General features: G+C 40.2%; 26 protein-coding genes. 18 read left to right on the top strand and 8 right to left on the bottom strand.

Features of this window, described 5'->3' with window-relative positions:
• The first annotated feature begins 12 nt into the window (after positions 1-12).
• From nifK to ACE1CC_RS13610, 13 genes are all read left to right on the top strand, one after another.
• Complete coding sequence (nifK, locus tag ACE1CC_RS13670) at positions 13-1551, top strand: nitrogenase molybdenum-iron protein subunit beta (RefSeq protein ID WP_413270987.1); 1539 nt, start codon at positions 13-15, stop codon at positions 1549-1551.
• A 183-nt stretch (positions 1552-1734) separates the two neighbouring features.
• Entirely contained in the window at positions 1735-2046 is a 312-nt protein-coding gene (locus ACE1CC_RS13665) for a Mo-dependent nitrogenase C-terminal domain-containing protein (protein WP_459563841.1), read from the top strand.
• Between the two features lie 119 nt (positions 2047-2165).
• Entirely contained in the window at positions 2166-3533 is a 1368-nt protein-coding gene (nifE, locus tag ACE1CC_RS13660; RefSeq protein WP_413270985.1) for a nitrogenase iron-molybdenum cofactor biosynthesis protein NifE, read from the top strand.
• Between the two features lie 179 nt (positions 3534-3712).
• Positions 3713-5020 carry a nitrogenase iron-molybdenum cofactor biosynthesis protein NifN gene (nifN, locus tag ACE1CC_RS13655; RefSeq protein WP_413270984.1) on the top strand — a complete coding sequence of 436 codons (1308 nt, stop codon included), beginning with the start codon at positions 3713-3715 and terminating at the stop codon, positions 5018-5020.
• A gap of 46 nt (positions 5021-5066) precedes the next feature.
• Positions 5067-5465: a nitrogen fixation protein NifX gene (nifX, locus tag ACE1CC_RS13650; protein WP_413270983.1), complete on the top strand. Its 399-nt coding sequence runs from the start codon at positions 5067-5069 to the stop codon at positions 5463-5465.
• A 123-nt stretch (positions 5466-5588) separates the two neighbouring features.
• Complete coding sequence (locus tag ACE1CC_RS13645) at positions 5589-6068, top strand: NifX-associated nitrogen fixation protein (protein WP_413270982.1); 480 nt, start codon at positions 5589-5591, stop codon at positions 6066-6068.
• 51 nt (positions 6069-6119) lie between these two features.
• Positions 6120-6347: a CCE_0567 family metalloprotein gene (locus ACE1CC_RS13640; protein ID WP_413268188.1), complete on the top strand. Its 228-nt coding sequence runs from the start codon at positions 6120-6122 to the stop codon at positions 6345-6347.
• A 2-nt stretch (positions 6348-6349) separates the two neighbouring features.
• The gene (gene nifW, locus ACE1CC_RS13635) at positions 6350-6664 is read left to right on the top strand and encodes a nitrogenase-stabilizing/protective protein NifW (RefSeq protein WP_413268189.1); all 315 of its coding nucleotides are present in this window, start codon (positions 6350-6352) and stop codon (positions 6662-6664) included.
• Positions 6665-6679: 15 nt separating this feature from the next.
• On the top strand, positions 6680-7429 hold the full coding sequence (locus ACE1CC_RS13630) for a HesA/MoeB/ThiF family protein (protein WP_413270981.1): 750 nt from the start codon (positions 6680-6682) through the stop codon (positions 7427-7429).
• Between the two features lie 199 nt (positions 7430-7628).
• Positions 7629-8003, top strand: a complete 375-nt coding sequence (locus ACE1CC_RS13625; protein ID WP_413270980.1) for a HesB/IscA family protein — start codon at positions 7629-7631, stop codon at positions 8001-8003.
• Between the two features lie 48 nt (positions 8004-8051).
• Positions 8052-8363: a 2Fe-2S iron-sulfur cluster-binding protein gene (locus ACE1CC_RS13620; RefSeq protein ID WP_413271021.1), complete on the top strand. Its 312-nt coding sequence runs from the start codon at positions 8052-8054 to the stop codon at positions 8361-8363.
• A 436-nt stretch (positions 8364-8799) separates the two neighbouring features.
• A complete protein-coding gene (locus ACE1CC_RS13615) occupies positions 8800-9144 on the top strand; it encodes a hypothetical protein (RefSeq protein WP_413270979.1) in 345 nt (114 codons plus the stop codon).
• Positions 9145-9407: 263 nt separating this feature from the next.
• Positions 9408-9659 carry a FeoA family protein gene (locus tag ACE1CC_RS13610; protein WP_413270978.1) on the top strand — a complete coding sequence of 84 codons (252 nt, stop codon included), beginning with the start codon at positions 9408-9410 and terminating at the stop codon, positions 9657-9659.
• A gap of 81 nt (positions 9660-9740) precedes the next feature.
• Here the strand turns inward: ACE1CC_RS13610 and ACE1CC_RS13605 are convergent, their stop codons facing one another.
• Together ACE1CC_RS13605 and ACE1CC_RS13600 are read right to left on the bottom strand one after the other, a co-directional pair.
• Positions 9741-9950 carry a TOBE domain-containing protein gene (locus tag ACE1CC_RS13605; protein ID WP_413270977.1) on the bottom strand — a complete coding sequence of 70 codons (210 nt, stop codon included), beginning with the start codon at positions 9948-9950 and terminating at the stop codon, positions 9741-9743.
• Positions 9951-10043: 93 nt separating this feature from the next.
• Positions 10044-10466 carry a TOBE domain-containing protein gene (locus ACE1CC_RS13600; protein ID WP_413270976.1) on the bottom strand — a complete coding sequence of 141 codons (423 nt, stop codon included), beginning with the start codon at positions 10464-10466 and terminating at the stop codon, positions 10044-10046.
• Positions 10467-10580: 114 nt separating this feature from the next.
• Here ACE1CC_RS13600 and modA point away from each other — a divergent pair, with 114 nt between their 5' ends.
• From modA to ACE1CC_RS13580, 4 genes are all read left to right on the top strand, one after another.
• Entirely contained in the window at positions 10581-11378 is a 798-nt protein-coding gene (modA, locus tag ACE1CC_RS13595) for a molybdate ABC transporter substrate-binding protein (RefSeq protein ID WP_413270975.1), read from the top strand.
• A 13-nt stretch (positions 11379-11391) separates the two neighbouring features.
• Entirely contained in the window at positions 11392-12003 is a 612-nt protein-coding gene (locus tag ACE1CC_RS13590; RefSeq protein ID WP_413270974.1) for a cysteine dioxygenase family protein, read from the top strand.
• A 229-nt stretch (positions 12004-12232) separates the two neighbouring features.
• Complete coding sequence (modB, locus tag ACE1CC_RS13585) at positions 12233-14050, top strand: molybdate ABC transporter permease subunit (protein WP_413270973.1); 1818 nt, start codon at positions 12233-12235, stop codon at positions 14048-14050.
• An 844-nt stretch (positions 14051-14894) separates the two neighbouring features.
• The gene (locus tag ACE1CC_RS13580; RefSeq protein ID WP_413270972.1) at positions 14895-15488 is read left to right on the top strand and encodes a CBS domain-containing protein; all 594 of its coding nucleotides are present in this window, start codon (positions 14895-14897) and stop codon (positions 15486-15488) included.
• Positions 15489-15767: 279 nt separating this feature from the next.
• Here ACE1CC_RS13580 and ACE1CC_RS13575 read toward each other — a convergent pair whose 3' ends face one another.
• Positions 15768-16562, bottom strand: coding sequence for an aspartyl/asparaginyl beta-hydroxylase domain-containing protein (locus tag ACE1CC_RS13575; RefSeq protein WP_413270971.1), 795 nt, complete (start codon positions 16560-16562; stop codon positions 15768-15770).
• Positions 16563-16765: 203 nt separating this feature from the next.
• Here ACE1CC_RS13575 and ACE1CC_RS13570 point away from each other — a divergent pair, with 203 nt between their 5' ends.
• The gene (locus ACE1CC_RS13570; protein ID WP_413270970.1) at positions 16766-18241 is read left to right on the top strand and encodes a dihydroorotase; all 1476 of its coding nucleotides are present in this window, start codon (positions 16766-16768) and stop codon (positions 18239-18241) included.
• Between the two features lie 67 nt (positions 18242-18308).
• Here the strand turns inward: ACE1CC_RS13570 and ACE1CC_RS13565 are convergent, their stop codons facing one another.
• The 5 genes from ACE1CC_RS13565 to fdxB form a co-directional block, all read right to left on the bottom strand.
• Entirely contained in the window at positions 18309-18794 is a 486-nt protein-coding gene (locus tag ACE1CC_RS13565) for a hypothetical protein (protein WP_413270969.1), read from the bottom strand.
• A gap of 133 nt (positions 18795-18927) precedes the next feature.
• A complete protein-coding gene (locus ACE1CC_RS13560) occupies positions 18928-19560 on the bottom strand; it encodes a cytochrome c oxidase subunit 3 (RefSeq protein ID WP_413270968.1) in 633 nt (210 codons plus the stop codon).
• A 173-nt stretch (positions 19561-19733) separates the two neighbouring features.
• Complete coding sequence (gene ctaD, locus ACE1CC_RS13555) at positions 19734-21410, bottom strand: cytochrome c oxidase subunit I (protein ID WP_413270967.1); 1677 nt, start codon at positions 21408-21410, stop codon at positions 19734-19736.
• Between the two features lie 154 nt (positions 21411-21564).
• On the bottom strand, positions 21565-22605 hold the full coding sequence (locus ACE1CC_RS13550) for a cytochrome c oxidase subunit II (protein ID WP_413270966.1): 1041 nt from the start codon (positions 22603-22605) through the stop codon (positions 21565-21567).
• A gap of 617 nt (positions 22606-23222) precedes the next feature.
• Complete coding sequence (gene fdxB / locus ACE1CC_RS13545; protein WP_413270965.1) at positions 23223-23519, bottom strand: ferredoxin III, nif-specific; 297 nt, start codon at positions 23517-23519, stop codon at positions 23223-23225.
• Positions 23520-24007 lie beyond the last annotated feature (488 nt).

Here is a 24007-nt window from a genome sequence, read left to right as displayed (position 1 = left end):
AGGAGAAAAATCATGGCTCAGAACGATGTAAATAAAATTGCCGACCACTTTGATCTATTCCACCAACCTGAATATCAAACACTGTTCGAGAACAAAAAACAATTTGAAGGCAGACATTCGGATGAAGAAATCGCCCGGGTGCGTGAGTGGACAAAGACTTGGGAATATCGGGAAAAGAACTTCTCTCGTGAAGCGTTAACAGTTAACCCAGCGAAAGCTTGCCAACCTTTAGGTGCGATTTTTGCGGCTGCTGGTTTTGAAGGTACTCTACCTTTTGTACATGGTTCTCAAGGTTGCGTTGCTTATTTCCGTACTCACTTAACCCGGAATTACAAAGAACCATTCTCTGCTGTTTCCTCTTCGATGACTGAAGATGCGGCGGTGTTCGGTGGTTTGCAAAACATGATTGAAGGCTTGGCAAACGCTCATGCTCTTTACAAGCCAAAAATGATTGCTCTGTGTACAACTTGTATGGCAGAAGTAATCGGGGATGACTTGGGTGCATTTATCACCACTTCTAAGGCTCAAGGTTCTGTTCCTCAAGATTTCCCAGTTCCTTACGCTCATACTCCTAGTTTTGTGGGTTCTCACATTACTGGTTATGACAACATGATGAAGGGTATTCTTTCTTGCTTGACTAAGGACAAGAAGACAGAAACCAAGAATGGCAAGTGGAACTTTATTCCTGGTTTTGATGCTTATACCAGCAATATTCGGGAATTGAAGAGAATCTTCAATTTGATGGGTGTTAATTACACTGTTTTGGCTGACAATTCGGATTCTTTTGATGCTCCGAATGAAGGCGAATTCGTGATGTACAATGGTCTGACTACTTTGGAAGAAGGTGCAGATTCGATTAATGCTGAAGGTACGATCGCATTCCAAGCATACTCCACAGAAAAGACCCTGAACTACATCAATTCTGAGTGGAAGCAAGAAACCGCAGTTTATCGCCCAGTTGGTATTCGCGGTACTGATGAATTCTTGCAAGCACTTTCTAAGATTACCGGACAACCGATTCCTCGCGAATTGGAAGTTGAACGGGGTCGCGCTATTGACGCAATGAACGATTCTCAAGCTTGGTTGCATGGCAAAAAGATTGCTATGTACGGCGACCCTGATTTGGTAATGGGTTTGATTAGCTTCTTGTTGGAAGTTGGTGCAGAACCTACTCACATTGTTGTTACTAACAGCAACGAAAAATTTGAAGCTGAAGCCAAAGCTTTGTTAGCTTCTAGTCCTTATGGTGCAAATGCTACTATTTGGGGTGGCAAAGACTTGTGGCACCTACGCAGCTTGATCTTCACTGAGCCAGTTGATTTGTTGATCGGCAACTCCTACGGTAAGTACCTGTGGCGTGATATCGGTGTGCCCCTGGTTCGCATTGGCTATCCAATTTTCGATCGCCATCACTTACACCGCTATCCTATCTATGGCTACCAAGGTGCATTGAACCTACTCAACTGGATTGTTAACACTATCCTCGATGAGTTGGATCGCAAGACTGACATTCCTGGTAAGACCGATATCTCCTTTGACTTGATTCGGTAATCCAAAGGTAGAAGGCAGAGGGCTCCAAGGCAAAAGGTAAATCAAGGGAGAAGGCAGAAGGAAAGATAAATCATGAATATTCTTCTCTACTCCCTACCCCCCTGCACCCCTGCACCTCTGCTTCCCTGCACCCCTGCTTCCCTACATCCCAGCTTTCTCACTCTTTACCTGCTCTTGTTCGCCATGTCTACTATTACTCACGATCACGATCATCCGATTCCCAGAGGCCGCCCTGGTTTTGATATTTTATTTCCGTTGCGGCAGTGGGTTGATAATTTAAAGGTAAGCGATCGCAAATTAGCTCATTTCCTTTGTAAGTTTATCCCCTGTTGCTGCCCTTTTGAAAGAGATGTGACTTTATTAGGTCACACTTTTCATATCCCCCCTCTTTGTAAATTAAACCCTCTGTATTACGAATTTGTTTCTCTGCGCCTCCGCGCCCTTTGTTACCTTGCTGATGATTGCGGTGAGGATGTCAGCAAATACCTCTGTTAATGGGTAATAGGTAATCGGTAATAAGTAATCGGAAATAACCAATTACCAAAAACCAATTACCAATGACCAAGAACTAATCAACAGTTACCAATTACCAATTACCAATTACCAGGAGAGTCATGAAAATTACTCAAGGTAAAATCAACGAACTTCTTAACGAGAAAGCTTGCGAACATAATCACCACAAAGACGGGCAAAAGAAGAATAAATCTTGTACGCAACAAGCCCAACCTGGTGCTGCTCAAGGTGGTTGTGCTTTTGATGGAGCTAGTATTGCTTTAGTACCTGTTACAGATGTAGCGCATTTGGTTCATGGTCCGATCGCTTGTGCAGGAAATTCTTGGGGAAGTCGGGGAAGTCTTTCCTCTGGCCCTAGTCTTTACAAAATGGGTTTTACCACCGATTTAAGTGAAAATGATGTCATTTTTGGTGGTGAGAAAAAGCTCTACAAAGCAATTGTAGATGTGCAAAATCGTTACCAACCAGCGGCGGTTTTTGTTTATTCAACTTGTGTAACTGCGTTGATTGGTGATGATTTAGATGCCGTTTGTCAAGCAGCTTCTAAAAAAATCGGGATTCCGGTAATTCCAGTTAATTCTCCCGGTTTTGTTGGTAGCAAAAACTTGGGTAATCGCATCGGTGGCGAATCATTATTAGAATATGTTGTCGGAACTGAGGAACCAGAATATACCACTCCTTATGATATTAATTTGATTGGGGAGTACAACATTGCTGGGGAAATGTGGGGTGTTACACCTTTATTTGAAAAGTTAGGCATTCGCGTTCTGGCAAAAATAACAGGTGATGCCCGTTACAAGGAAATTTGCACCGCCCATCGCGCCAAACTCAATGTGATGATCTGCTCAAAAGCGCTGATCAACATGGGGAGAAAGATGGAAGAAAAGTATGGGATTCCTTTCATTGAAGAATCTTTCTATGGCGTTGATGATATGAATCGTTGCTTGCGAAATATTGCCGCTAAAATTGGCGATGCAGATTTGCAAGAACGGGTTGAGAAATTGATTGCTGAGGAGACAGAAAAGCTAAATCAAGCCTTAGCACCTTATCGCGCCCGGTTACAAGGTAAACGAGTGGTACTTTACACAGGTGGCGTAAAAAGTTGGTCGATTATTTCCGCTGCTAAAGATTTAGGAATGGAAGTAGTTGCCACTAGTACGAAGAAAAGTACCGAAGAAGATAAGGCGAGAATTAAAGAGTTGCTGGGCAAAGATGGCATGATGTTGGAAAAGGGAAATGCTGCCGAGTTGCTGAATGTAATTGAGAAAACAAAGGCAGATATGTTAATTGCCGGAGGACGGAATCAATACACAGCTTTAAAAGCCAAAATTCCTTTTCTTGATATTAACCAAGAACGCCATCATCCCTACGCAGGTTATGAAGGAATGGTGGAAATGGCAAGGGAATTAGACGAAGCACTTCACAGTCCAATTTGGGAACAAGTACGTCAACCTGCACCTTGGGATTAGGGACTGGGGACTGGGGATTGGGGATTGGGTAATATCAAATTCAAATCCATTTGCATCTGAATTATTTCTCTGTATTCTCTTCTCTGTGTTCTCTGCGTCTCTGCGGTTTCTTAATAATTTAAATGTAGCCGCAATTGATATAACTTCTCTCTATTACCAACTACCAATTACCAAAAGAAATGGCTACTGTACTTAACCCCAAAAAACCCGTTGCTGTTAATCCTCTCAAACAATCTCAACCGCTAGGTGCAGCGTTAGCTTTCTTAGGTTTGAAGGGAATGATGCCTTTATTTCATGGTTCCCAAGGTTGCACAGCTTTTGCTAAAGTAATGTTGGTGCGGCACTTCCGAGAAGCGATTCCTTTAAGCACTACGGCAATGACGGAAGTTACCACAATTTTAGGGGGAGAAGATAACATCCAAACGGCGATTTTAACTTTGTTGGAAAAGGCAAAACCGGAAATAATTGGTCTTTGTACAACAGGGTTAACGGAAACTAGAGGTGATGATATGGAAGGTATCATCAAACAGATTAAAAAACGTCATGAAAGTATCAATGAGTTACCTTTAGTTTACGTTTCTACTCCTGATTTTAAGGGTGCTTTGCAAGATGGTTATGCTGCTGCTATTGAAGGAATTGTAGGTCAAATTCCAGAGAAGGGTGAAACGCAAAAAGATCAAGTCACAATTTTGGTGAGTTCGGCTTTTGCGCCTGGGGATGTGGAGGAGATTAAGGAGATTGTAACTGCTTTTGGGTTAAAGGCGATCGCCATTCCCGACCTTTCTCAATCTCTAGATGGACACTTAACTGATGGTGATTTTAGTGCTGTCACCACTGGGGGAACAAGTGTTGCTGATTTAAAAAGTGTTGGTGCATCTGCTTTCACTTTAGCTATTGGTGAAAGTATGCGGGGTGCAGCCGAAATTTTACAGCAAAGATTCGGCACTGAATATCAAGTTTTTACCCGACTAACAGGTTTAAAAGTTGTTGATGATTTTCTCGTCAAACTATCCCAATTAAGTGGGCAACCTGTTCCGCAAAAATATCGCTACCAGCGCGGACAATTGCAAGATGCCATGTTAGATACTCACTTCTATTTTGGACGGAAGAAAGTATCTTTAGGATTGGAACCAGATTTGTTATATTCGACTAGCTGTTTTTTACAGGAAATGGGGGCAGAAATTCAAGCTGCTATCACTACTACCCAGTCACCTTTATTAGCAGAAATACCTGTAGAATCTGTGACAATTGGTGATTTAGAAGACCTGGAAAACTTGGCAGTTGGTTCGGATTTGTTGATTACTAATTCTCAAGGTAAGAGAGTTAGTAAGAAACTAGGTATACCCCTTTATCGCCAGGGTTTACCGATTTACGATCGCTTAGGCAACGGTCACTTTGCCTCAGTAGGTTATCGCGGAACGAAAGAGGTTTTGTTCCGAATTGGCAACATTTTGTTGGAAGAAGAAGAAACCAAACCTCAACATTAAATTTATCTTTTCTTCCACTAATTCGCTGTAAAAAAGGAGTATAATTATGAAAATTGCATTTGCTACGAATGATAAGATTCATATTAACGCTCACTTTGGTTGGGCAAAGCAAATGACAGTTTATGAGGTGTCAACTGAAGGCTATCAATTAGTAGATACCCTAAGCTTTGAAGGCGACCTCAAAGAAGATGGCAATGAGGATAAATTAGAACCCAAATTAAACGCTTTAGCTGACTGCAAAATTGTCTATGTTTCAGCGATCGGCGGGAGTGCAGCTGCGAGATTAATTCGCAAAAATGTTACTCCAATTCAAGCAAAAACTGAAGCAGACGAAATTGATGATGTCCTGGGAAGGTTAGTAGAAACCTTAAAAGGAAGTCCTCCACCTTGGTTGCGAAAAGCATTGGGACAAGAAACAAAATTCCGAGATTTTGAAGCCGACTAGTACGGGCGAAGCATTCGGATAAAAATTTTAAAGTTTGAGTTAATAAATTGTTACCCGAATGCTTCTCCCCTACATGACGACTAGTAAATTTAGACACTTAAATCAAGAGGAAATCGAAGTAAAATGACAACAACGGAAGCTACCCCCCAAGTTAGTGCTGAAGAGTTAATTAAAACTACACCACTTCTCCAAGAAATAGTCCGTCAACTCCGCGCCCACGATCCTTACGGTACTTTCCGTAATTGGTCTGATGAGTTAATTCTCAAACCTTATGTTGTTACCAGGGAGCAAAAAAAGAAGATTTCTGTTGACGGTGAAGTTGATGTAATTACTAAGTCCAGGATTATTACTTTTTATCGTGCGATCGCATCTTTAATCGAACAAGAAACTGGATTACTTTCTCAAGTCGTCATCGACTTAAGTCATGAAGGTTTTGGCTGGGTTTTAGTATTTTCTGGTCGCTTATTATTGGTATCAAAAACCCTGCGCGATGCCCAACGTTTCGGCTTTGACTCTTTAGAAAAATTGGTAGCTGAAGGCGAAAAAATTGCTAAATCTGGCATTGAATTAGGTAAGAAACATGGGGATGTTGCCCAGCTTTAGTCAACCGACTTTCGATTTTTAATTTTCGATTGACTAAAAGGGAGAAAAACTATGGTGCAAGCAGATGTTGCAACTTCCAGCCAACCTAGCATTGAGGAGTTAAAAACTCAAATTAAACGCCTCAATAGCAAAGGTGGACAACTCAAAATGGAACTTCATGATTTAGCGGAAGGTTTACCAACTGATTTCGAGCAAATCATGGAAGTAGCTTCTAGAACTTACGAGCTTTATTGCGAGCTAGATGAACTGAAGAAACAACTAAAAGCACGGGAGCAATAAAAATGACAGAAAGTTTAACAGAATTTCGCAAACTCACTGATGCTGAACAATATTTTCAGTTTTTCCAACTCCCTTACGATCAGCAATTGGTAAATGTGAATCGCTTGCACATTTTGAAGAAATTCTCTCACCTAATGGCTGAAATTGATACTAATTTTCCTGATGACAGTGATGAAGAGAAATTAGAAAGATATAAGGATGCTCTGATCGATTCTTATAACTTATTCATCACTTCTTCTGGAGTAGAACAAAAATTGTTCAAAGTATTCAAAGAAAAGCCCAAAAATGTGGTTCTTCTCTCTGAGTTAGAAGCATAAATCAGGAGAATTCAAATGTTTTACCTTACACCGACGGAAATTGAAACCTACCATCGCCAAATGATGCTTCCTAATTTTGGAGAAGCAGGACAACAAAAACTCCGCCAAGCAACTGTATTAGTCACAGGTGTAGGGGGATTAGGCGGTACGGCGGCGCTATATTTGGCGGTGGCTGGAGTTGGTAGACTGATCCTTGTTCGGGGTGGCGATTTGCGCCAAGATGACATGAACCGTCAAATTTTAATGACGGATGATTGGGTAGGAAAACCGAGAGTTATTAAAGCTAAGGAAACCCTTTCTGCTATTAATCCAAATGTAGAAATTGAGGCAATTCCTGAATATGTCACCCCAGAAAATGTGGATTCTTTAGTATTACAGGCAGATGTCGCTCTTGACTGCGCTCACAACTTTGAAGAACGGGATTTATTGAATGCTGCTTGTGTGCGTTGGCGGAAGCCAATGGTAGAGGCGGCGATGAATGGAATGGAGGCTTATTTAACCACAATTATTCCGGGGCAAACTCCTTGTTTATCTTGTATTTTCCCCGAAAAACCTGATTGGGATCGCCGCAGTTTTGGTGTTTTAGGAGCAGTTTCGGGAACGCTAGCTTGTTTGACAGCCCTAGAAGCAATCAAGGTAATTACTGGTTTTGAAAAGCCTCTGTTATCTGAACTTTTGACGATGGATTTGGGAGGGCTAAATTTTGCTAAACGTCGCCCCTACCACGATCCTCATTGTCCCGTTTGTGGCAATCATAGCCATTAGTTAGGAGATCCCCCCTAACCCCCCTTAACAAGGGGGGAACCAGAGGACTAACCCCCCTTACAAAAGGGGGAACCAGAATTAACATCATTAATTTCAAAGTCCCCCTTATTAAGGGGGATTTAGGGGGATCAAAAATGCTGGAACTCACTAGCAACTTACGTTAGTACACTTTCACCTACTATCATCTGAAGGAGATTTTATGTCCGTTATTTTGACAGAAAAAGCAGCACTTCGTCTTCGCACTTTCTTAAGAGCTTCTAATGCAGAAGATCCAAGTGCTCCTCGGAAAGCTGTGAGATTAGGAGTAGGTGATGGTGGTTGCAGTGGTTACGAATATAAAATGAATATCACCAGCGAATCTTCACCTGATGATTTGGTATTTGAAGAAGACAAAGTGTTGTTTTACATTGACAAAGCAAGTGCGCCTTTATTGGAAGGAATCCAAATTGATTTTGTTGATGGTTTAACGGAGTCTGGCTTTAAGTTTAGCAATCCTAATGCAACGGATTCTTGTGGCTGTGGTAAGTCTTTTAAAGTGGGAGATTGCACTCCTGCTGGTACTTCTTGCAGTTAACTAGATGACCAGATTACTTGAATTGAAGAATTGTCCGAGGTTCCAAAAATGGCTACTACCTACAAAGTACGTTTGATTCAAAAAAAAGGTAAAAATATCGTATCTGACCAAACAATTGAGGTCGATGAAGATACTTATATTTTAGATGCGGCGGAAGAACAAGATATAGATTTACCGTCTTCCTGTAGATCTGGCGGTTGTTCTAGCTGCGTCGGTAAAATTGAGGAAGGTGAGGTTGATCAAGAAGAGCAAAGCTTCTTGGATGATGAGCAATTAGGTAAGAAATACGTGCTACTTTGTGTAGCTAAGCCTCTCTCTGATTGTACGATTCGCACTCATCAAGAAGCTTATCTTGTTTAAAATTCTGTTCGCATTTTTTCTGGATAGAAGTCGTAGTTCCTAAAGCATTCTACGGCTTCTAAAATTCCCTTTTTGGATTGAAGATCGCTCAACTGAGATAAGAGGAGGTTCCACCTCCTGTGTCCTCGTTCCCCGGTTCAACAAATGGAACGAAGAATCGAGGCTCTGCCTCTTGGTACAAGATCTGAGTCAACTCAAATCTAAAACACATTTACTGTCTGTTTGACATGGGTGAAGGAATGAAATGAGGAAACATTTTTGGTGGTATTTGATAGCTAGTCTGGAAATATTGATTTATTTACTCATTAGTTTTAATTTGACAAATCCATCAATTATGCCTGTAAAATCTACTGTATTTTTGCGAGAAGTTTTACTTCCTTCAAGCATGATACCCTAAAAATATTTACGCACTCTTGTCGGTGTTACCCCCAATAAAATGATTAGCGAAGAATACTTAGCTCATGAGTTTGCTAAGATAGTCGATCGAATGCACCCCAGATTAGGAAAATTACTCCAAAGCTGCTATGTAAAAGTAGTTGAATTTTCCGTTAAAAGGCTACGTAAACGATTGTATTATATTACTATATATTGTCCAGATCATCTCATCCCTGAATTACACGCTGAGAAAAGTTTACTCAAAGATATTGCCGAAAATATGGGATTAGTAGATGTAACTTGCCTCAATGCTACCAAATTATTGCGCGATCCTTTATCTCAATTGAAGCAAGAAAACCCCCATCTTTGGATGGAATTATACTGGATTGCCACACATTTTAAATAATCTGGCGATCGCTCACTTCTCCTGAGTTGATTTAGTAAACTATATGTTAGCCTATAATTGTCATAATCAATCACATTTTTTCTAGCCCCTGCTCATTTTTTAATCAGAATACTACTATTTAGTTAAGTATTTTGAGACGAAAATAAGGGGGTTTTTTATAGAAAAATCTAGCAAATTGCTGGGAAATAGTAGTTTAGATTACAAGCTGAATAGTCAATTTTAATCATAATTGATTTTATGTTGTTGTTGAAGTTGGTGCGGCAATGTTGAATCAAGGTTTTACAGTTTGTCTATCTTCTTTAGAGTTACTCGAACCTCATGAACAGGGTGTCGTAACTAGTTTTCGTAATCTCAACGAAACTACTATCCAGAAAGTTACAGCAATGGGAATTAAGCTGGGAAGTGTTGTCTCAGTGCAACAGCGTTACCCAAATTTTATAGTTAAAGTTGAAAATAGTTCCGTAGCACTGGATCAAGAAATTGTCCGTGCTATTGGGGTACGAATTAATAAATAACAAATCACCAAAAATGTTTAAGCTAAAATCGCTGAGGTAGTTCTCAGCTAAAGACAAAAACTACTCTCAGCAGTTGATATTTTAATCGACAGCTACCATCACATCCGAGGATTTAATCACAGCATAAACTTCTTTACCTTCGGCAATTCCCAGACTTTCAGCTGAAGCTTTGGTAATGATAGATGTTACTTCTACCCCAGGAGCAATTTCTACAACAATTTCTGTATTAACTGCACCCGGAATAAGCTGTTTGACTGTACCTTTCAGCGTGTTACGAGCACTAATTTTCATTTTTTAAACCTAGAGGGGTAAATTTCTTGCTCAGTTATCGTACCAGATTATTGCACCAGTTATTTCGATAATAAAGTTAAGAATTCATAACATTTACTGCTCTACTGCAATCATGACATCTGAGGATTTAATTACGACGCAGACTTCTTTTCCAGGGGCGATCGCAAACCGTTCTACTGAAGATTTAGTAATTACAGATACAATTTCTACATTAGGGGCAATCTCCACAATTACTTCTGCGGTAATATCACCAATTAACACCTGTTTCACCTTACCTCGAATGTTGTTCCGGGCGCTAATTCCCAACACTTGATAGCTGGATGGAACTGTTGGTTTTACCTCTGTTACACTAGGAGAATTTTGGGAAACTTTTTGCCATTGTTGGGTTAAACTGCGAACTAATTCTCGCAATACTTCAGTTTTAGAGCGTTGCGATTCTTGGCAATACTGCTCTAATAGATTGCGCTCCTCTTCCGAAGATTGAAAAGTAATCCATCCTTGTTCTTTTCTGGGCATAGACATTCACCAACTTTGTTGGTATAGTATTTTCATTCTTGGCTCGATCATACCAATCAGCCAGTCCTAATAGTCATTTAGCTGACATAGCCAAACAAACTTATCTACTGAAAAATGACCAAAAGACGTACTATTGCCTTTATTGGTTGGATTCTTGCTGCCTTAATTTTAGTAGTTGGCATCGGAGTGTGGAATCAAAAACCGATCGCTGCTCAAGGTAACTCTACAATAATAGTTTCTGCTGCGGCTAGTTTAAAAGATGCTTTAGACGAAATTAAACCACTTTACCAAAAATCGACACCAAACGTCACAGTTAATTACAACTTTGGTGCTTCCGGCGCGTTACTCCAACAAATTGAAAATGGTGCGCCTGCGGATGTGTTCATTTCTGCCGCACAAAAGCAGATGAACGATCTACAACAAAAGAATCTGATTCTACCAGAAACCAGACGCAATTTGCTAACTAATACTGTTGTTTTAATTGCGCCGAAAAACTCCAATACTGTCACCAGTTTCAAAGGTTTAACATCTCCCAACATCAAACGTATAGCTGTTGGCGAACCTCGCAGCGTACCAGTAGGACAATATACCGAAGAAATCTTTAAGAATTTGGGAATTTTAGACCAACTAAAACCCAAGTTTACTTATGGTAACAGTGTTCGCAACGTTCTGGCAGCAGTGGAAAGCGGAAACGCCGATGCGGGTGTTGTTTATGCTACAGATGCCAAGATATCCGATCGAGTAAAAGTGGTAGAAACTGCGGCAGCAAATCTGCATTCTCCAGTAGTTTATCCAATGGCAGTGCTAAAAAATAGTAAAAACGCAGCAGCTGCTAGGGAATATGCTCAATTTTTGCAGAGTGCCAATGCCCGCAGTATCTTTACAAAATACGGATTTGGTATCGCTAAATAGGGGTAAAAATTGAGTGAACGCGACGGATTGGTTACTAACTGACGATGGCATCTGCCAACCTTGTAAAGCTGTAAGAGAATGGGAATTATTGCGGGAAGAATATCGCTTTTACCGTTTTCTGACAGAAGTCGAAGATGCCATAATTCAAGCTTCAGACGAAACGAGTTTATTACCAGAAATTCGTCGGTTAGTACGTCAATTAGTCCTCAATTCTTACTGGGTACAAACTCAATATTCAGAAGCTTCTCCCCAAACTGGCGCTTCCGTATTAATTTTGTACGATGAAATCGGGTTTCCTTTAACAGTGCAAACAGTTACCTTCGCACCGGGTACTGTTTCTACGATTCATAATCACGGAACTTGGGGAGTAGTAGCAGTAATCAAAGGTAGAGAAAAAAATACATTTTGGCGCAGAACAAATAGTTCAGAATTTCCCCATCAGATTGAGAGAGTGGGAGAAAAAATTTTAGAACCTGGGGACATTATTAGTTTTACACCAAACGCAATTCATAGCGTAGAAGCGATCGGCGACGAACCGACAATTACTTTTAACATTTACGGTGAAACTAATAGTAAAAACAGGTTTGAGTATGATTTAGAAACAGCAACGGCAAAGAAATTTTAAAGCCCAACCAATTTATTTAAATCTATAGCCAGTTTAAATAAATTGTGAAAATTTCTTATCCTCTCTTCTTTCTTCCTGTCCTTCGCGTCTTACGTGCTACGCACACGCTACGCGAACGTGGTTCAAAAAAAGTCTTTTTCGCGAATCATTTAGACTGGCTCTAGAACTCCTTCTTTTCTCTGCGCCCTCTGCGTCTCTGCGGTTCAAAAAATTATTCTAGAAAAAACTGATGCCTAACGATTTATCCCCTTTGTGGATTTCTTTAAAAACAGCTTCCATAGCAACGATCGTAACTTTCTTTCTGGGAATTGCGGCGGCTTATTGGATGTTAGGTTATCGGGGAAAAGGAAAAGCAATAATCGAAGGTATCTTTGTTTCTCCCTTAGTTTTACCGCCAACAGTTGTGGGCTTTTTACTGTTGATGTTATTGGGAAAAAATGGCCCTTTAGGGAAAATTTTAAACCTTTTGAATATTGATATTGTGTTTACTTGGTACGCCGTAGTAATTGCTTCAACAGTTGTAGCTTTTCCCTTAATGTATAAAACTGCATTGGGAGCTTTTGAACAGATTGATGGTAGTTTACCAAGTGTAGCCAGAACGCTGGGAGCTTCAGAATTTAGTATATTTTGGCGAGTAAGTTTTCCTTTGGCGTTACCGGGAATTTTGGCGGGTGCGACTTTGGCTTTTTGTAGAGCTTTGGGTGAATTTGGCGCTACATTAATGTTAGCAGGAAATATTCCCGGACAAACGCAAACTTTGCCGATCGCCATTTATTTTTCCGTAGAAGCAGGAGCAAATCAAGAAGCGTGGATTTGGGCTTTAACAATTATCGCCATTTCCTTTTCTGCAATTAGCGCAGTGAATTTTTGGGAACAAAAAAGAAAACAAAAATCAAAAATTACTAGAATTAATCACCCCAAAGAAATAACCCCGACTACCAACTACCAACTACCAACTACCGACAATTCAGGTTTATTTGTAGATATTCAAAAAAGATTAGCTGATTTTACTTTAGAGGTGAGTTTTAATAGTAGCGATCGCCCATTAGGTTTATTAGGCGGATCTGGTGCAGGTAAAAGTATGATTCTCCGCTGTATCGCCGGAATGGAAACACCCGATCGCGGAAGGATTGTTTTAAATGGGAAAGTGTTGTTTGATGCCAAACAAAAGATTAATCTACCTTCTCGCGATCGCCAAGTTGGTTTCCTATTCCAAAATTACGCTTTATTCCCTCATTTAACAGTCGCCCAAAATATCGCCTTTGGTTTACCCAAAAATACACCTAAAACTAGAATCAAAGAATTAGTAAACGCGCAATTGGCGAAAGTAAGATTGGAGGGATTTGGCGATCGCTATCCCCGTCAACTTTCCGGTGGCGAACAACAAAGAGTTGCTTTAGCCAGAGCCTTAGCCAGCAACCCCGAAGTGTTATTATTAGATGAGCCATTTTCCGCGCTTGATACTTATTTACGCGCTCAATTAGAAGAACAATTACAGTTAGTTTTAGCCGAATATCCCGGCGTTACTTTGATGGTTTCCCATAATTTAGAAGAAACTTATCGAGTTTGCGAAAAATTGTTAGTGATCGATCGGGGAAAAGCGATCGCATCTGATACCAAACAAAACATTTTTGAACATCCCGGAACTTTCCGCGCCGCCCAAATTACCGGATGTAAAAACTTTTCTCGTGCGATCGCGCAAACTTCCCAAGAAATCCAAGCAATTGATTGGGGTTGCACCTTAAAATTAATAGAACCAATTCCCGAACCTCTTGCTTATGTGGGAATTCGCGCCCACCAAATTAGCTTTCCTAAAGATACCAACCAAGAAAAACTAGAAAATACCTTTCCCTGTTGGTTAACTCGCACCAGCGAAACTCAACACCGAATGACACTTTATATCAAACTAAATTCTCCTCCCAACAGCCCCCAAGATTATCATTTACAAGCAGAAGTTTTCAAAGAAAAATGGGCAAAATTAAAAGATCGCCCCTTCCCTTGGCAAGTTCATTTGCATCCAGTCAGGCTGATGTTAATGTCAGATTGACATACTCCCCCGTCACAGTAGGGGTAATTCATGAATTACCCCTACTGTGACTTACAACGAACCTCATACATAAAGTGTATAATTTGACAATCAGAAAAATTACTTTAATCTTTTTTTGCGCTCCTCGCTACAGCCTTAACAATTAATTAAGATCGCTTACAATTTAGGCTTGGTGAGGCTTTCGGAAAGTTTAATAAAGTTTATCAGTCTTCCGGGTTTGTTGAAGGTTTTTTAGTAGGAATTTTTGACCATAATACAATTACTCAAATATAAAAACTTTCTGTAGTTAGTTAATTTAGTGCGATCGGAATTCTTCTATTTGTCAATAAACAAGCTAATTGTACTAATTTCTCTGAGTAGGGGTACTAGTATTTTTGAGTAGTCGGAAATTATAAATATTTTCTAAAATAGTTCATCAATAACTTTTTATTTAGTCAACTGTTCTTCTTTCCTCACATTTAAAACTCTAAACTATAAAATCGAGTACTACAGATAAATTGCTGGTAATATATCAGTGGGCTCGATTTTATTCAAAAATCTCAACCCAAGCCCTGAAGAGTAAAGAATTGCGGAAGAAATACGGACTCTGGGCTAGTTCCCATTTTAGAAAAAAAGAGACTCTCTCTCAAAACGGACGGTGAAAAAAGCGTAATTCTTCCCAAAAAATTAGCCCCTAATATCAGTTACCTGGTTAAACCCAAGTTGCCTGAAGGGGCTGAACAAAAAGTAAAGTTCCTATTACTATCATATCGAACCTTTTCGGGGAATTTGACAATTTCGTAACAATTACAGCAATTGGTAAAAATTCTTTTGCTGGTAAACCTAATTTATGGAGCGGTGAATCATGAAAGCCAAAGACATTATGACCCAAGACGTAGCAACTATTCGCGGTTCTGCAACAGTAGCACAAGCAGTTAGATTGATGAGACTCAAAGAAGTACGGGCGTTAATTGTCGAAGCTCGGAACGAAGAAGATGCTTATGGTATAGTGACCGAAACAGATGTAATTGCCAAAGTCGTCGCTTATGGAAAAGATCCAAAACAAGTGCGCGTTTGTGAAATAATGAGTAAGCCTTGTATCGTAGTTAATCCTGACCTTGGTATTGAATATGTAGCCCGGTTATTTGCTAATACTGGTGTATGGCGTGCGCCTGTAATTCAAGGTGAATTAATAGGCATAATTTCTGTCACTGATATCCTGAATAAAGGCGATTTCATCGAACAACCAAAACTAGAATATTTAGAACAACAACTGCAAAAAGCTATCTCCAACGCTCGTGCTGTTACCGCTAATTTTGGTGCTGAATCTGAACAAGCTATAGAAGCTTGGGATTTGGTAGATGAAATTGAAGCCGAAGCGTTATTTTATGGCGCACCAAAACCAGAAAAAAGTGCCAGAGAACAGTTCCAAGAACCACAAGCAGTCGCAGTTAATTAAAAACTAATCCCTCAGTTTCACAACACAAAAAGTTGGTTTTCCTTCACGCTCCAACAGTGGAAACTGAGTGGAATTAGAGATAGACAAAAGGAAAAAGTAAACCATATCCCTGGTTCGTTGTAGGAACTTTAGTTTTTTTAGCCCCGGAATGTACGACTAAAGTCGCTACTACAAACGAAACTTTTTCCTTTTGTTTTTCCTCATTAGGTTTTGTTTAAATCACCCAATCATTGATTTTTTCCTATCAAACTTTCCAGTTTTGATAGGTTTTTTGTCCGCTTACAAAGCTTTATCCCACTCCAATTGATGACTTAAACCATATTTAATAAAGTCTTCTTCTGAAGCTTTATCGTTTTTACCAAAAACTCCTAAACTATAAGGATTTTCTTGCATTCTTTCTTTGACTAATTCTTGTTCAAACTGACTCACTTCTAATCTTGGTTTATCAGTTTTAAAGAAATCTACAACCAAAACAGTTCTGTCATAATCGGTGTAATTATGGGGACAATGAGGGTAGCTATGATCTAAAACTAAAAATTCGCCTTCATGCCAATAAAGCTGATCATGGCAGATTTTCATCGCTATATCTCCAGGCGGAACAATTAACCCTAAATATCCGCGATTCATGTGCGGGTTATAGTTAACATGAAGTTTCACATCTAACCCTGGATGAAATGTCCCAAAATAAACGTTTCTTAAAACATTATCAGTGATTTCGTTGGTTTTGGCGATCGCACTACATAACAGAGGAAAATATTTCTCTCTTAATTCCAATGCTTTTTGCGGGACATCTTGTGATTCATATTGGGGATATTGGATTTGATGAACTCGAATATATTCTTCAATAAATATCCCTTGAAATAACACCCCAAAAGCACTATATTTGGAGTTACCTTTAGTTTTAATGGTTTTGTTTTTTGGTCCCATTACATCTAAGCTAAACTGCAATTCTTCCTGAGATGCTTGATTTTTAAAGTTAGTGAATTCATCTCTAATTACTTGCCAGTTCTCTTGCAGTTCCTTCAGAAAAGTAAATTGTTTGGGGTCTAAGTTATATTCGGTAAATGTTGTCATTGTCTTTTCTCCTGAATTTGAATGAGTGTTATATTGAGTCTAAAGGATTTGTGAAAGAGTTTTTTTTTGAACCGCAGAGACGCAGAGGACACAGAGAGAGGAGAAGGAGGAGTTTTTACAATTGATTTGGGATTGCTATATAATTTTGATGCTAGAAGTTTTATTTTAAACAATTAGTTTAACTGAGTGTAACAAGAGGCGTTGTGTCTGAAACTCTATTGCTAGATAGAATTATCAAAAATGTCCGTGTAGTCCGTCCGAATCAATCATCGGTGGAATGTTTGGATTTGGGAATTAAGGATGGTAAATTTAGTCAGATTTCGCCGGAAATCAGCCCGGAGCAGGCTAAAGAGGTGTTCGACGCGCAAAATCTGCTCGGTTTTCCCGGAGTCGTTGACGCTCATACACATATTGGGATTTATCAACCCCTTGAGCAAGATGCGATTAGTGAAAGCAAAGCAGCAGCTATGGGGGGAGTAACTACTACTTTAAACTATATTCGCACGGGTCAGTATTATCTGAATAAAGGTGGTTCTTACAGGGATTTTTTCCCAGAAGTGTTAGCTTTGTCAGATGGCAATTTTTTTGTTGATTACGGTTATCATATCGCACCAATTAGCCCGCAGCATATTGAGGAAATGCAGTGGTTATTTGAGGAACATGGGGTTGCTTCCTTCAAAATTTTTATGTTTTATGGTGGATATGGTCTGCATGGACTTTCCGATCAGCAAAATTTGTTTTTAATGATTAATAAGGACGATCGCTACGACTTAGCCCACTTTGAATTTATCATGCGGGGATTGTCCCAACTCCGAGAACGCCACCCCGATAAACAAAACATAATTAGCCTCAGTTTGCATTGTGAACTAGCTGAAATTCTCAATGCTTACACTAAAATTGTCCAACAAGATACTAGCCTTACCGGGCTTAATGCTTATAGCGCCGCCCGTCCGCCCCACTCCGAAGGATTAGCGATTTGTATTGCATCTTATCTGGCGCACGAAACGAACTGTATCAACATTAATTTGCTGCATCTTAGTTCCCGCAAAGCTGTAGAAGCAGCGTTAATGATGCAAAAAACTTTTCCTCACATTAACTTTAAACGAGAAGTTACGATCGGTCATTTATTATTAGATGTAAATGCGCCGACAGGGAAATGGGCTAAAGTTAATCCCCCCATTCGTCCCCGTGAAGATGTGGAATTTTTATGGAATGCAGTATTAGAAAATCAGATAGATTGGATTGTCAGCGATCACGCTTGCTGTTCAGCAGAACAAAAAGCAAGTTTGCGAGATCCGAACAATATATGGTTAGCTAAATCTGGTTTTGGCGGTACAGAATATTTACTTTCTGGTGTGATTAGCGAAGGAAGCAAACGGGGAATGTCTTACAATCAAATGGCTAAGTTACTATGTTGGAATCCCGCCCAAAGATTTGGCTTATCGCAAAAAGGAGACATCGCTGTAGGCTATGATGCTGATTTGGTATTGGTAGATCCCAATGAAAGTTTTGTTGTGCGTGCTGCGGAATCATTTTCCCAACAAGGTTACACTCCCTTTGAAGGAATGGAGTTAACAGGAAGAGTGAAAAATACATTTTTGCGTGGTAATTTGATTTACGATCGCACCCAAATAATCGGTTCTCCTCAAGGGGTTTATTTAAAGCGATCGCCAGGATAAAAAGTACGTTGTTGCGCTTCAGCGCTCTTAGAAGAGCGCTAAAGCGCAACAACGTACAACAACGTACCTAATCTTCATCCTCTTCAGGCGGACGAGTCAAAATATCTAAAATAATTGATGCGCCAAACTCATTTTTAGCATCAACTTCCTTAACTCGCGCCGTTGCTTCTTTCGCCTTTTCCAGTTCCCCCATTTTCGCTAAAACAAAACCCGAAGCAGCATAAGCATTTAAAAATAATCTAACTTGGGAGTCTTGCGATCGACTTAATAAAATAGGTTTCAACTCTTCCCAATCATCAGGAAACTTTTGAGCATCCTTGATAGTATTAATTACCTTTTCCACCACTTGTAAAGCTTGGGGATACTTATATTTATAAACGAAATAACGATAAGCCGTGACTAAAACTTCTGTATCAGTAGTTTTTGCCAAAGCTTCATTAATATACTTTTCCGACTCCGCAGTATTATCCCAATTTTTCGCCGCCAAAACCAGCAAATCTTTAACTTCAGCGGGAACATCGTACCAAGAAAAACTTCTATCTGTAACTTGCATAACGTAAGACCTATTTAAGAATTTGCGATCGCATACACATCAGCATATTTGTAGGGTGCGTTAGCGGTAGCGTAACGCACCATCCCACTCATTTGTCAGGTGCGTTACGTTGCACTAACGCACCCTACAAAGCTTAGAACAATGTCAAAATGTAGAGCAAACTAAACAAAACAATCCAAATGATATCGACAAAGTGCCAATAAATTTCAGCCATTTCGATACCAACGTGCTTAGTAGCAGAATAATGTCCTGAACGACGAGAACGCCACAGAACACCCAAAATTAACAACAGTCCCACGAAAACGTGCAAACCGTGAAAACCTGTCATTAAGTAAAAACAGTTAGAAAAGATATTAGTAGTCAGTCCATAACCTAAAGTTAGGTATTCATAAACTTGACCACCCAAGAAAGTTGCCCCCATCAAAGCGGTGACAGCATACCAAAGTCGCATTCCGTTGACATTATTCTTTTTAATTGCTGTATCGCCTAAATGGATCACGAAACTACTAGAAACCAGAATGATGGTGTTAATTGTGGGTAATAATAACTCAACTTCTGTTCCTTCGGGCGGCCAATTTCCTGCGCCACCACGATAAACTAAATAAGAAGCAAAAAAGCCCCCAAACATTAAAGATTCTGAAGCTAAAAAAGTCAACAAACCCCAAACTCTTAAATCGGGATGCGCTTCATGATGGGCAACTTCTTTTGTTACTGCTGGATCGACAGAAGAATTGAGAATTTCTGATGTTTCAATTGCGCCTTGCATTTTACCTCCTACCAATTATCAGTGAATTTGTGGTAGCAGTTCTAATTAACTTGGGAAATCACCCTCTCTAAACTCTTTCTCTGCGCTCTCTGCGTCTGGAGCGGTTTAAAAAAAAGAAAATTTCACCAATCATTTAGAACTGCTATAAAACTCCTACAAACCACTGGCTAAAATTAACTTACAGATTCGCTGGTTGCTTTCTCAGTTGTAGCACTATGACCATTCATACCATAATCGTAAGGGCCGTGAGTTACTACTGGTAAAACTTCCCAGTTTTCAATTAGAGGTGGTGAACTAGTAGTCCATTCTAAACTGAGTGCATCCCAAGGATTGTCGCTAGCTTTTTCCCCATACATCCAACTCCAAAGAGCATTAAAAAAGAAGGGGATTACCGAAATTCCTAAGAGTATGGAACCAAAGGTACAAAGCTGGTTCAAAGTGATAAATTGGGGGTCATACATAGCAACACGGCGAGGCATTCCTTGTAATCCCAATTCGTGCATTGGTAGAAATGTTAAATGAGTGCCAATGAAAGTAAGGACGAAGTGAACTTTTCCCCAAGTTTCATTCATCATTCTTCCCGTCATTTTCGGGAACCAATGATAGATTCCCGCGTAAATACCAAAAACAGAACCACCAAACAAAACGTAATGAAAATGTCCCACAACATAGTAAGTATCGTGTACGTGAAGGTCAAAAGGTGCAGTTCCTAAAGTTACGCCAGTGATGCCACCAATGACAAACATTGATAACAAACCGATGGCGAATAACATCGCAGTTGTATAGCGAATTTTACCACCCCAAAGTGTAGCTACCCAACCGAAAATTTTCACTCCGGTAGGTACAGCAACAATCAAAGTTGAAATGGTGAAAAACATCCGCATCCAGGGGGGTGTTCCGCTGGTAAACATATGGTGTACCCAGACGAATAACCCCACGAAACAAATCGCTAAACTGGAATATGCGATCGCCTTATAACCAAAAATCGGTTTCCGGGCGTGTACGGGAATTATTTCCGACATAATGCCGAAAATTGGCAGAATCATTAAGTAAACTGCCGGATGAGAATAAAACCAGAATAAGTGCTGGTAAATAATTACATTTCCCCCAGCATCAGGTTTAAAAAATGACGTACCAAAATTGATATCAAAAAGTAGTAATACCAATCCTGCGGCTAATACTGGGGTTGAGAAAAGCGCTAATACCGAAGTTGCCAAAATTGCCCAACAAAACAAAGGAACTTGGGTCAACTGCATACTGGGTACGCGCATAAATAGGATGGTGATCACAAAGTTCACCGAACCTAAAATTGAGGAAGTTCCCACCAAAACAATGCTGAGAATCCACAACGATTGACCGATGTTATTCGTAATTAAACTCAGTGGTGGGTAAGCAGTCCAACCAGATTGCGAACCACCAAAAAACAGACTAGTAATTAAAATTGCACCTGCGGGTGGATTTAACCAAAATGCGATCGCATTTAACTTGGGAAAAGCCATATCTCTAGCGCCAACCATTAACGGCACTAGAAAATTACCAAAACCCCCGATCGCTGCTGGTACAATCCACAGGAAAATCATAAATGTCCCGTGATTGGTTAAAAAAGCATTGTAGAGAGTTGGGTCAATAAAATCCGGATCGGGAGTTAGCAATTCCGCACGCATGGCGATCGCCATCAACCCACCAACTAGGTAAAAGAAAAATGCTGTCACCAAATATTGAATACCGATGACTTTGTGATCGACATTAAAGGTGAAATAGTCATACCATTTCCAAGCTTTTGGGTGTTCCTTTTCGGAATCACCTGATAGACCTGGTGGAGTATTTAGGGGAAGTTGTGCTTGTGCCATAAACCGTTTTTCGTCTACTAAAATCAGCCTCTTATAAGAAAACTCTCTGACTACTAGTTTGGTCTTTTGTGATTTGTCATTTGTCAGTTCTTATCTGGAGATTTTTGACGAATGACTAATAACTGATGACCAATAACCAATTTAGTCAGAGATTTTAATTACTCATGGAGGAAACTATTGCGCCTGGGTGTAAATGAGTTAAAGAATGAGCATCAATTCCCATTTCTTTAGCGTAAGGCGCAAGAAACTCTGAGGTGGGTAAATCAGCGGGATTAGTAGCAACAGTTTGAGTTGATTCTTGTTGCTGTGCGACTAGATTTTCTTTCACCCAACTGTCAAATTTTTCCGGTGTTTCAACAACCGCTACTGCTCTCATTCCACCGTGATAACTACCGCACAATTCCGTACAAACGATCGGGAATTCTCCCTCTTTTATAGCGACAAACCTTAACTGTGTTGGTTGTCCGGGAATCGCATCTTGTTTGAGGCGAAATTGTGGTACCCAAAATGAATGGATTACATCCACAGCGCTAATGTTAAGTAGCACGTCTTTGCCAATTGGAACGTGCAATTCTCCGCTGGTAACTCCGCTATCGGGATAATTGAAGATCCAGGCATACTGCATAGCGGTGACATCTACCACCAAACTAGCAGCTTTTCCTTCTTCTTCCGGTGTCGCACCAATACCGTATTTTTTCTCTACAGGTGGTACAGCTACTTCGGAAGTTATGCTTTCTGAATCAGCGATTAAAGGTGCTGCGATCGCACTTCCCGGCATTTTCGCCATTTGAGACGATCCACCATGATGATGTGCTATCATCTCGTAACCTGCCGGATCGAAACCGCCCATAGCTCGGTAAACTTCGACACTGTAGATTCCTAAGACAATCACAATTAGTGCCGGAATCGCTGTCCAAAAAATTTCTAAGGAGAAGTTACCTTCGATCGGCAAACCATCGCTATCATCATCTTTAGGTTTCCGATACTTAATCGCAAAAATTAAAATTGCGCCCTGAACCACAATAAACAAGGCTGTTGCGATCGTCACCATGACGTTGAAGAAACCATCTACCAAAGGCGCTTGTGCCGAAGCTTGTTCTGGCAACAAATGATGGTTTTGACCAACCCAAAGGCTAACAAATGCAATTACAACCCCTGCTACTAAGGTTAAGAGTGAAACGGGAATTTGTTTCATAGATATTTTTCCTTGATTGGGGCGACTCTCACCCTTAAGGTATAGTAGTCGCCTGTGCAAATGGAGATATTTCTACCATTTAGCACTTGTTTCCTACTCTTATTTAAGCTAAGGGCATAAGTGATTTGCTGTCTTATTCGTAACTATTTCTTAAGGGCGGCAGGTAATCATACCTAAATTTGACAGAAACAAGAAAATTGTCGCTCAATTTTTGTGTTTTACCTTAAATTGCTAGTTATGAGCTTAAGAATTCTCGATCCCCCTAAATCCCCCTTACAAAGGGGGACTTTGAATCCTGTTCCCCCCCTTACCAAGGGCGACTTTGAATCCTCTTCCCCCCTGACAAAGGGCGACTTTGAATCCTCTTCCCCCCTGACAAAGGGCGACTTTGAATCCTGTTCCCCCCCTTACCAAGGGCGACTTTCAATCCTGTTCCCTTTTAGTAAGGGGGACTTTGAATCCTGTTCCCCCCTACTAAGGGAGAATTTGAATCCTGTCCCCCCCTTGGTAAGGGGGGTTAGGGGGGATCAAACCGACAATTCCTAAACAAATAACTCCTGATTCAGCTGTCAAAATTTCCCCAAAATGTATCGAATTTAACGGTAAATTAGAAAAGCTCAATTTACATCTAGTGGGGCATGAACGTGGCAATTTTTGGGGCAAACTCTGATACAAGCTTCACAACCAATACAATTATCAGCATTGGCAACTGTCATCACCTTGCGAAGGCTTTCTTCTTCATCCTCATCCTCGATAAACTCGCCATGTTCATTGACTGGTTTTAACTCCATCACCCCACGTCCACAAGCCTTAAAGCATCTGCCACATCCCAAACAAGTAGCAATTTTAATATCCTGAATAAATTGTGGTGTCCAAGTCTTTCCGCCGAAAGTTCTTGCTGTTAATACCGCCATGAGTTTTGCTCCTTTTGAACTAGAATAATTAATGCTGTGTTTGTGTTTGTCTCCTGATATTAGGTTTATATCAGACGGCTATTTTTCCCACTTTTGCACCGCGACGGATCAAACTTATTAGACTAATTAATCTGCTACTCAAAGCTTCTAATTTAGCCTTAATCAGCACTTACAAATTTTCTTGGGGTAGGGGTGCTAGTATTTTTTGATGAGGGTACTAGTATTTTTTTATGGGGGTACTAGTATTTAATTACTCAACCAAATTAGCCACAAGTATTGTTGCAGAAGGCTTAGGGAATTTCACTCAAGATTTTTGACCTTGAGTTCTGAATAATTACCTAATTAGGGCTTGCTGAAAAAGTCTGTTGGTGGGGGTAGGGACACGGCATCATTAATATTTGCAATTCCTACGTTATCTCTTTCATGCCGTGTCCCTACAATTTCCGCAGAAATTGGCAAGGATGAAAGCGCCAAAAGGTCTGAAAAAC

Source organism: Floridaenema aerugineum BLCC-F46 (assembly GCF_041929345.1).
Classification (GTDB): Bacteria; Cyanobacteriota; Cyanobacteriia; order Cyanobacteriales; family Aerosakkonemataceae; genus Floridanema; species Floridanema aerugineum.
The sequence above is the reverse complement of the archived record's forward strand: the minus strand, read 5'-3'. Positions and strand labels throughout refer to the sequence as shown.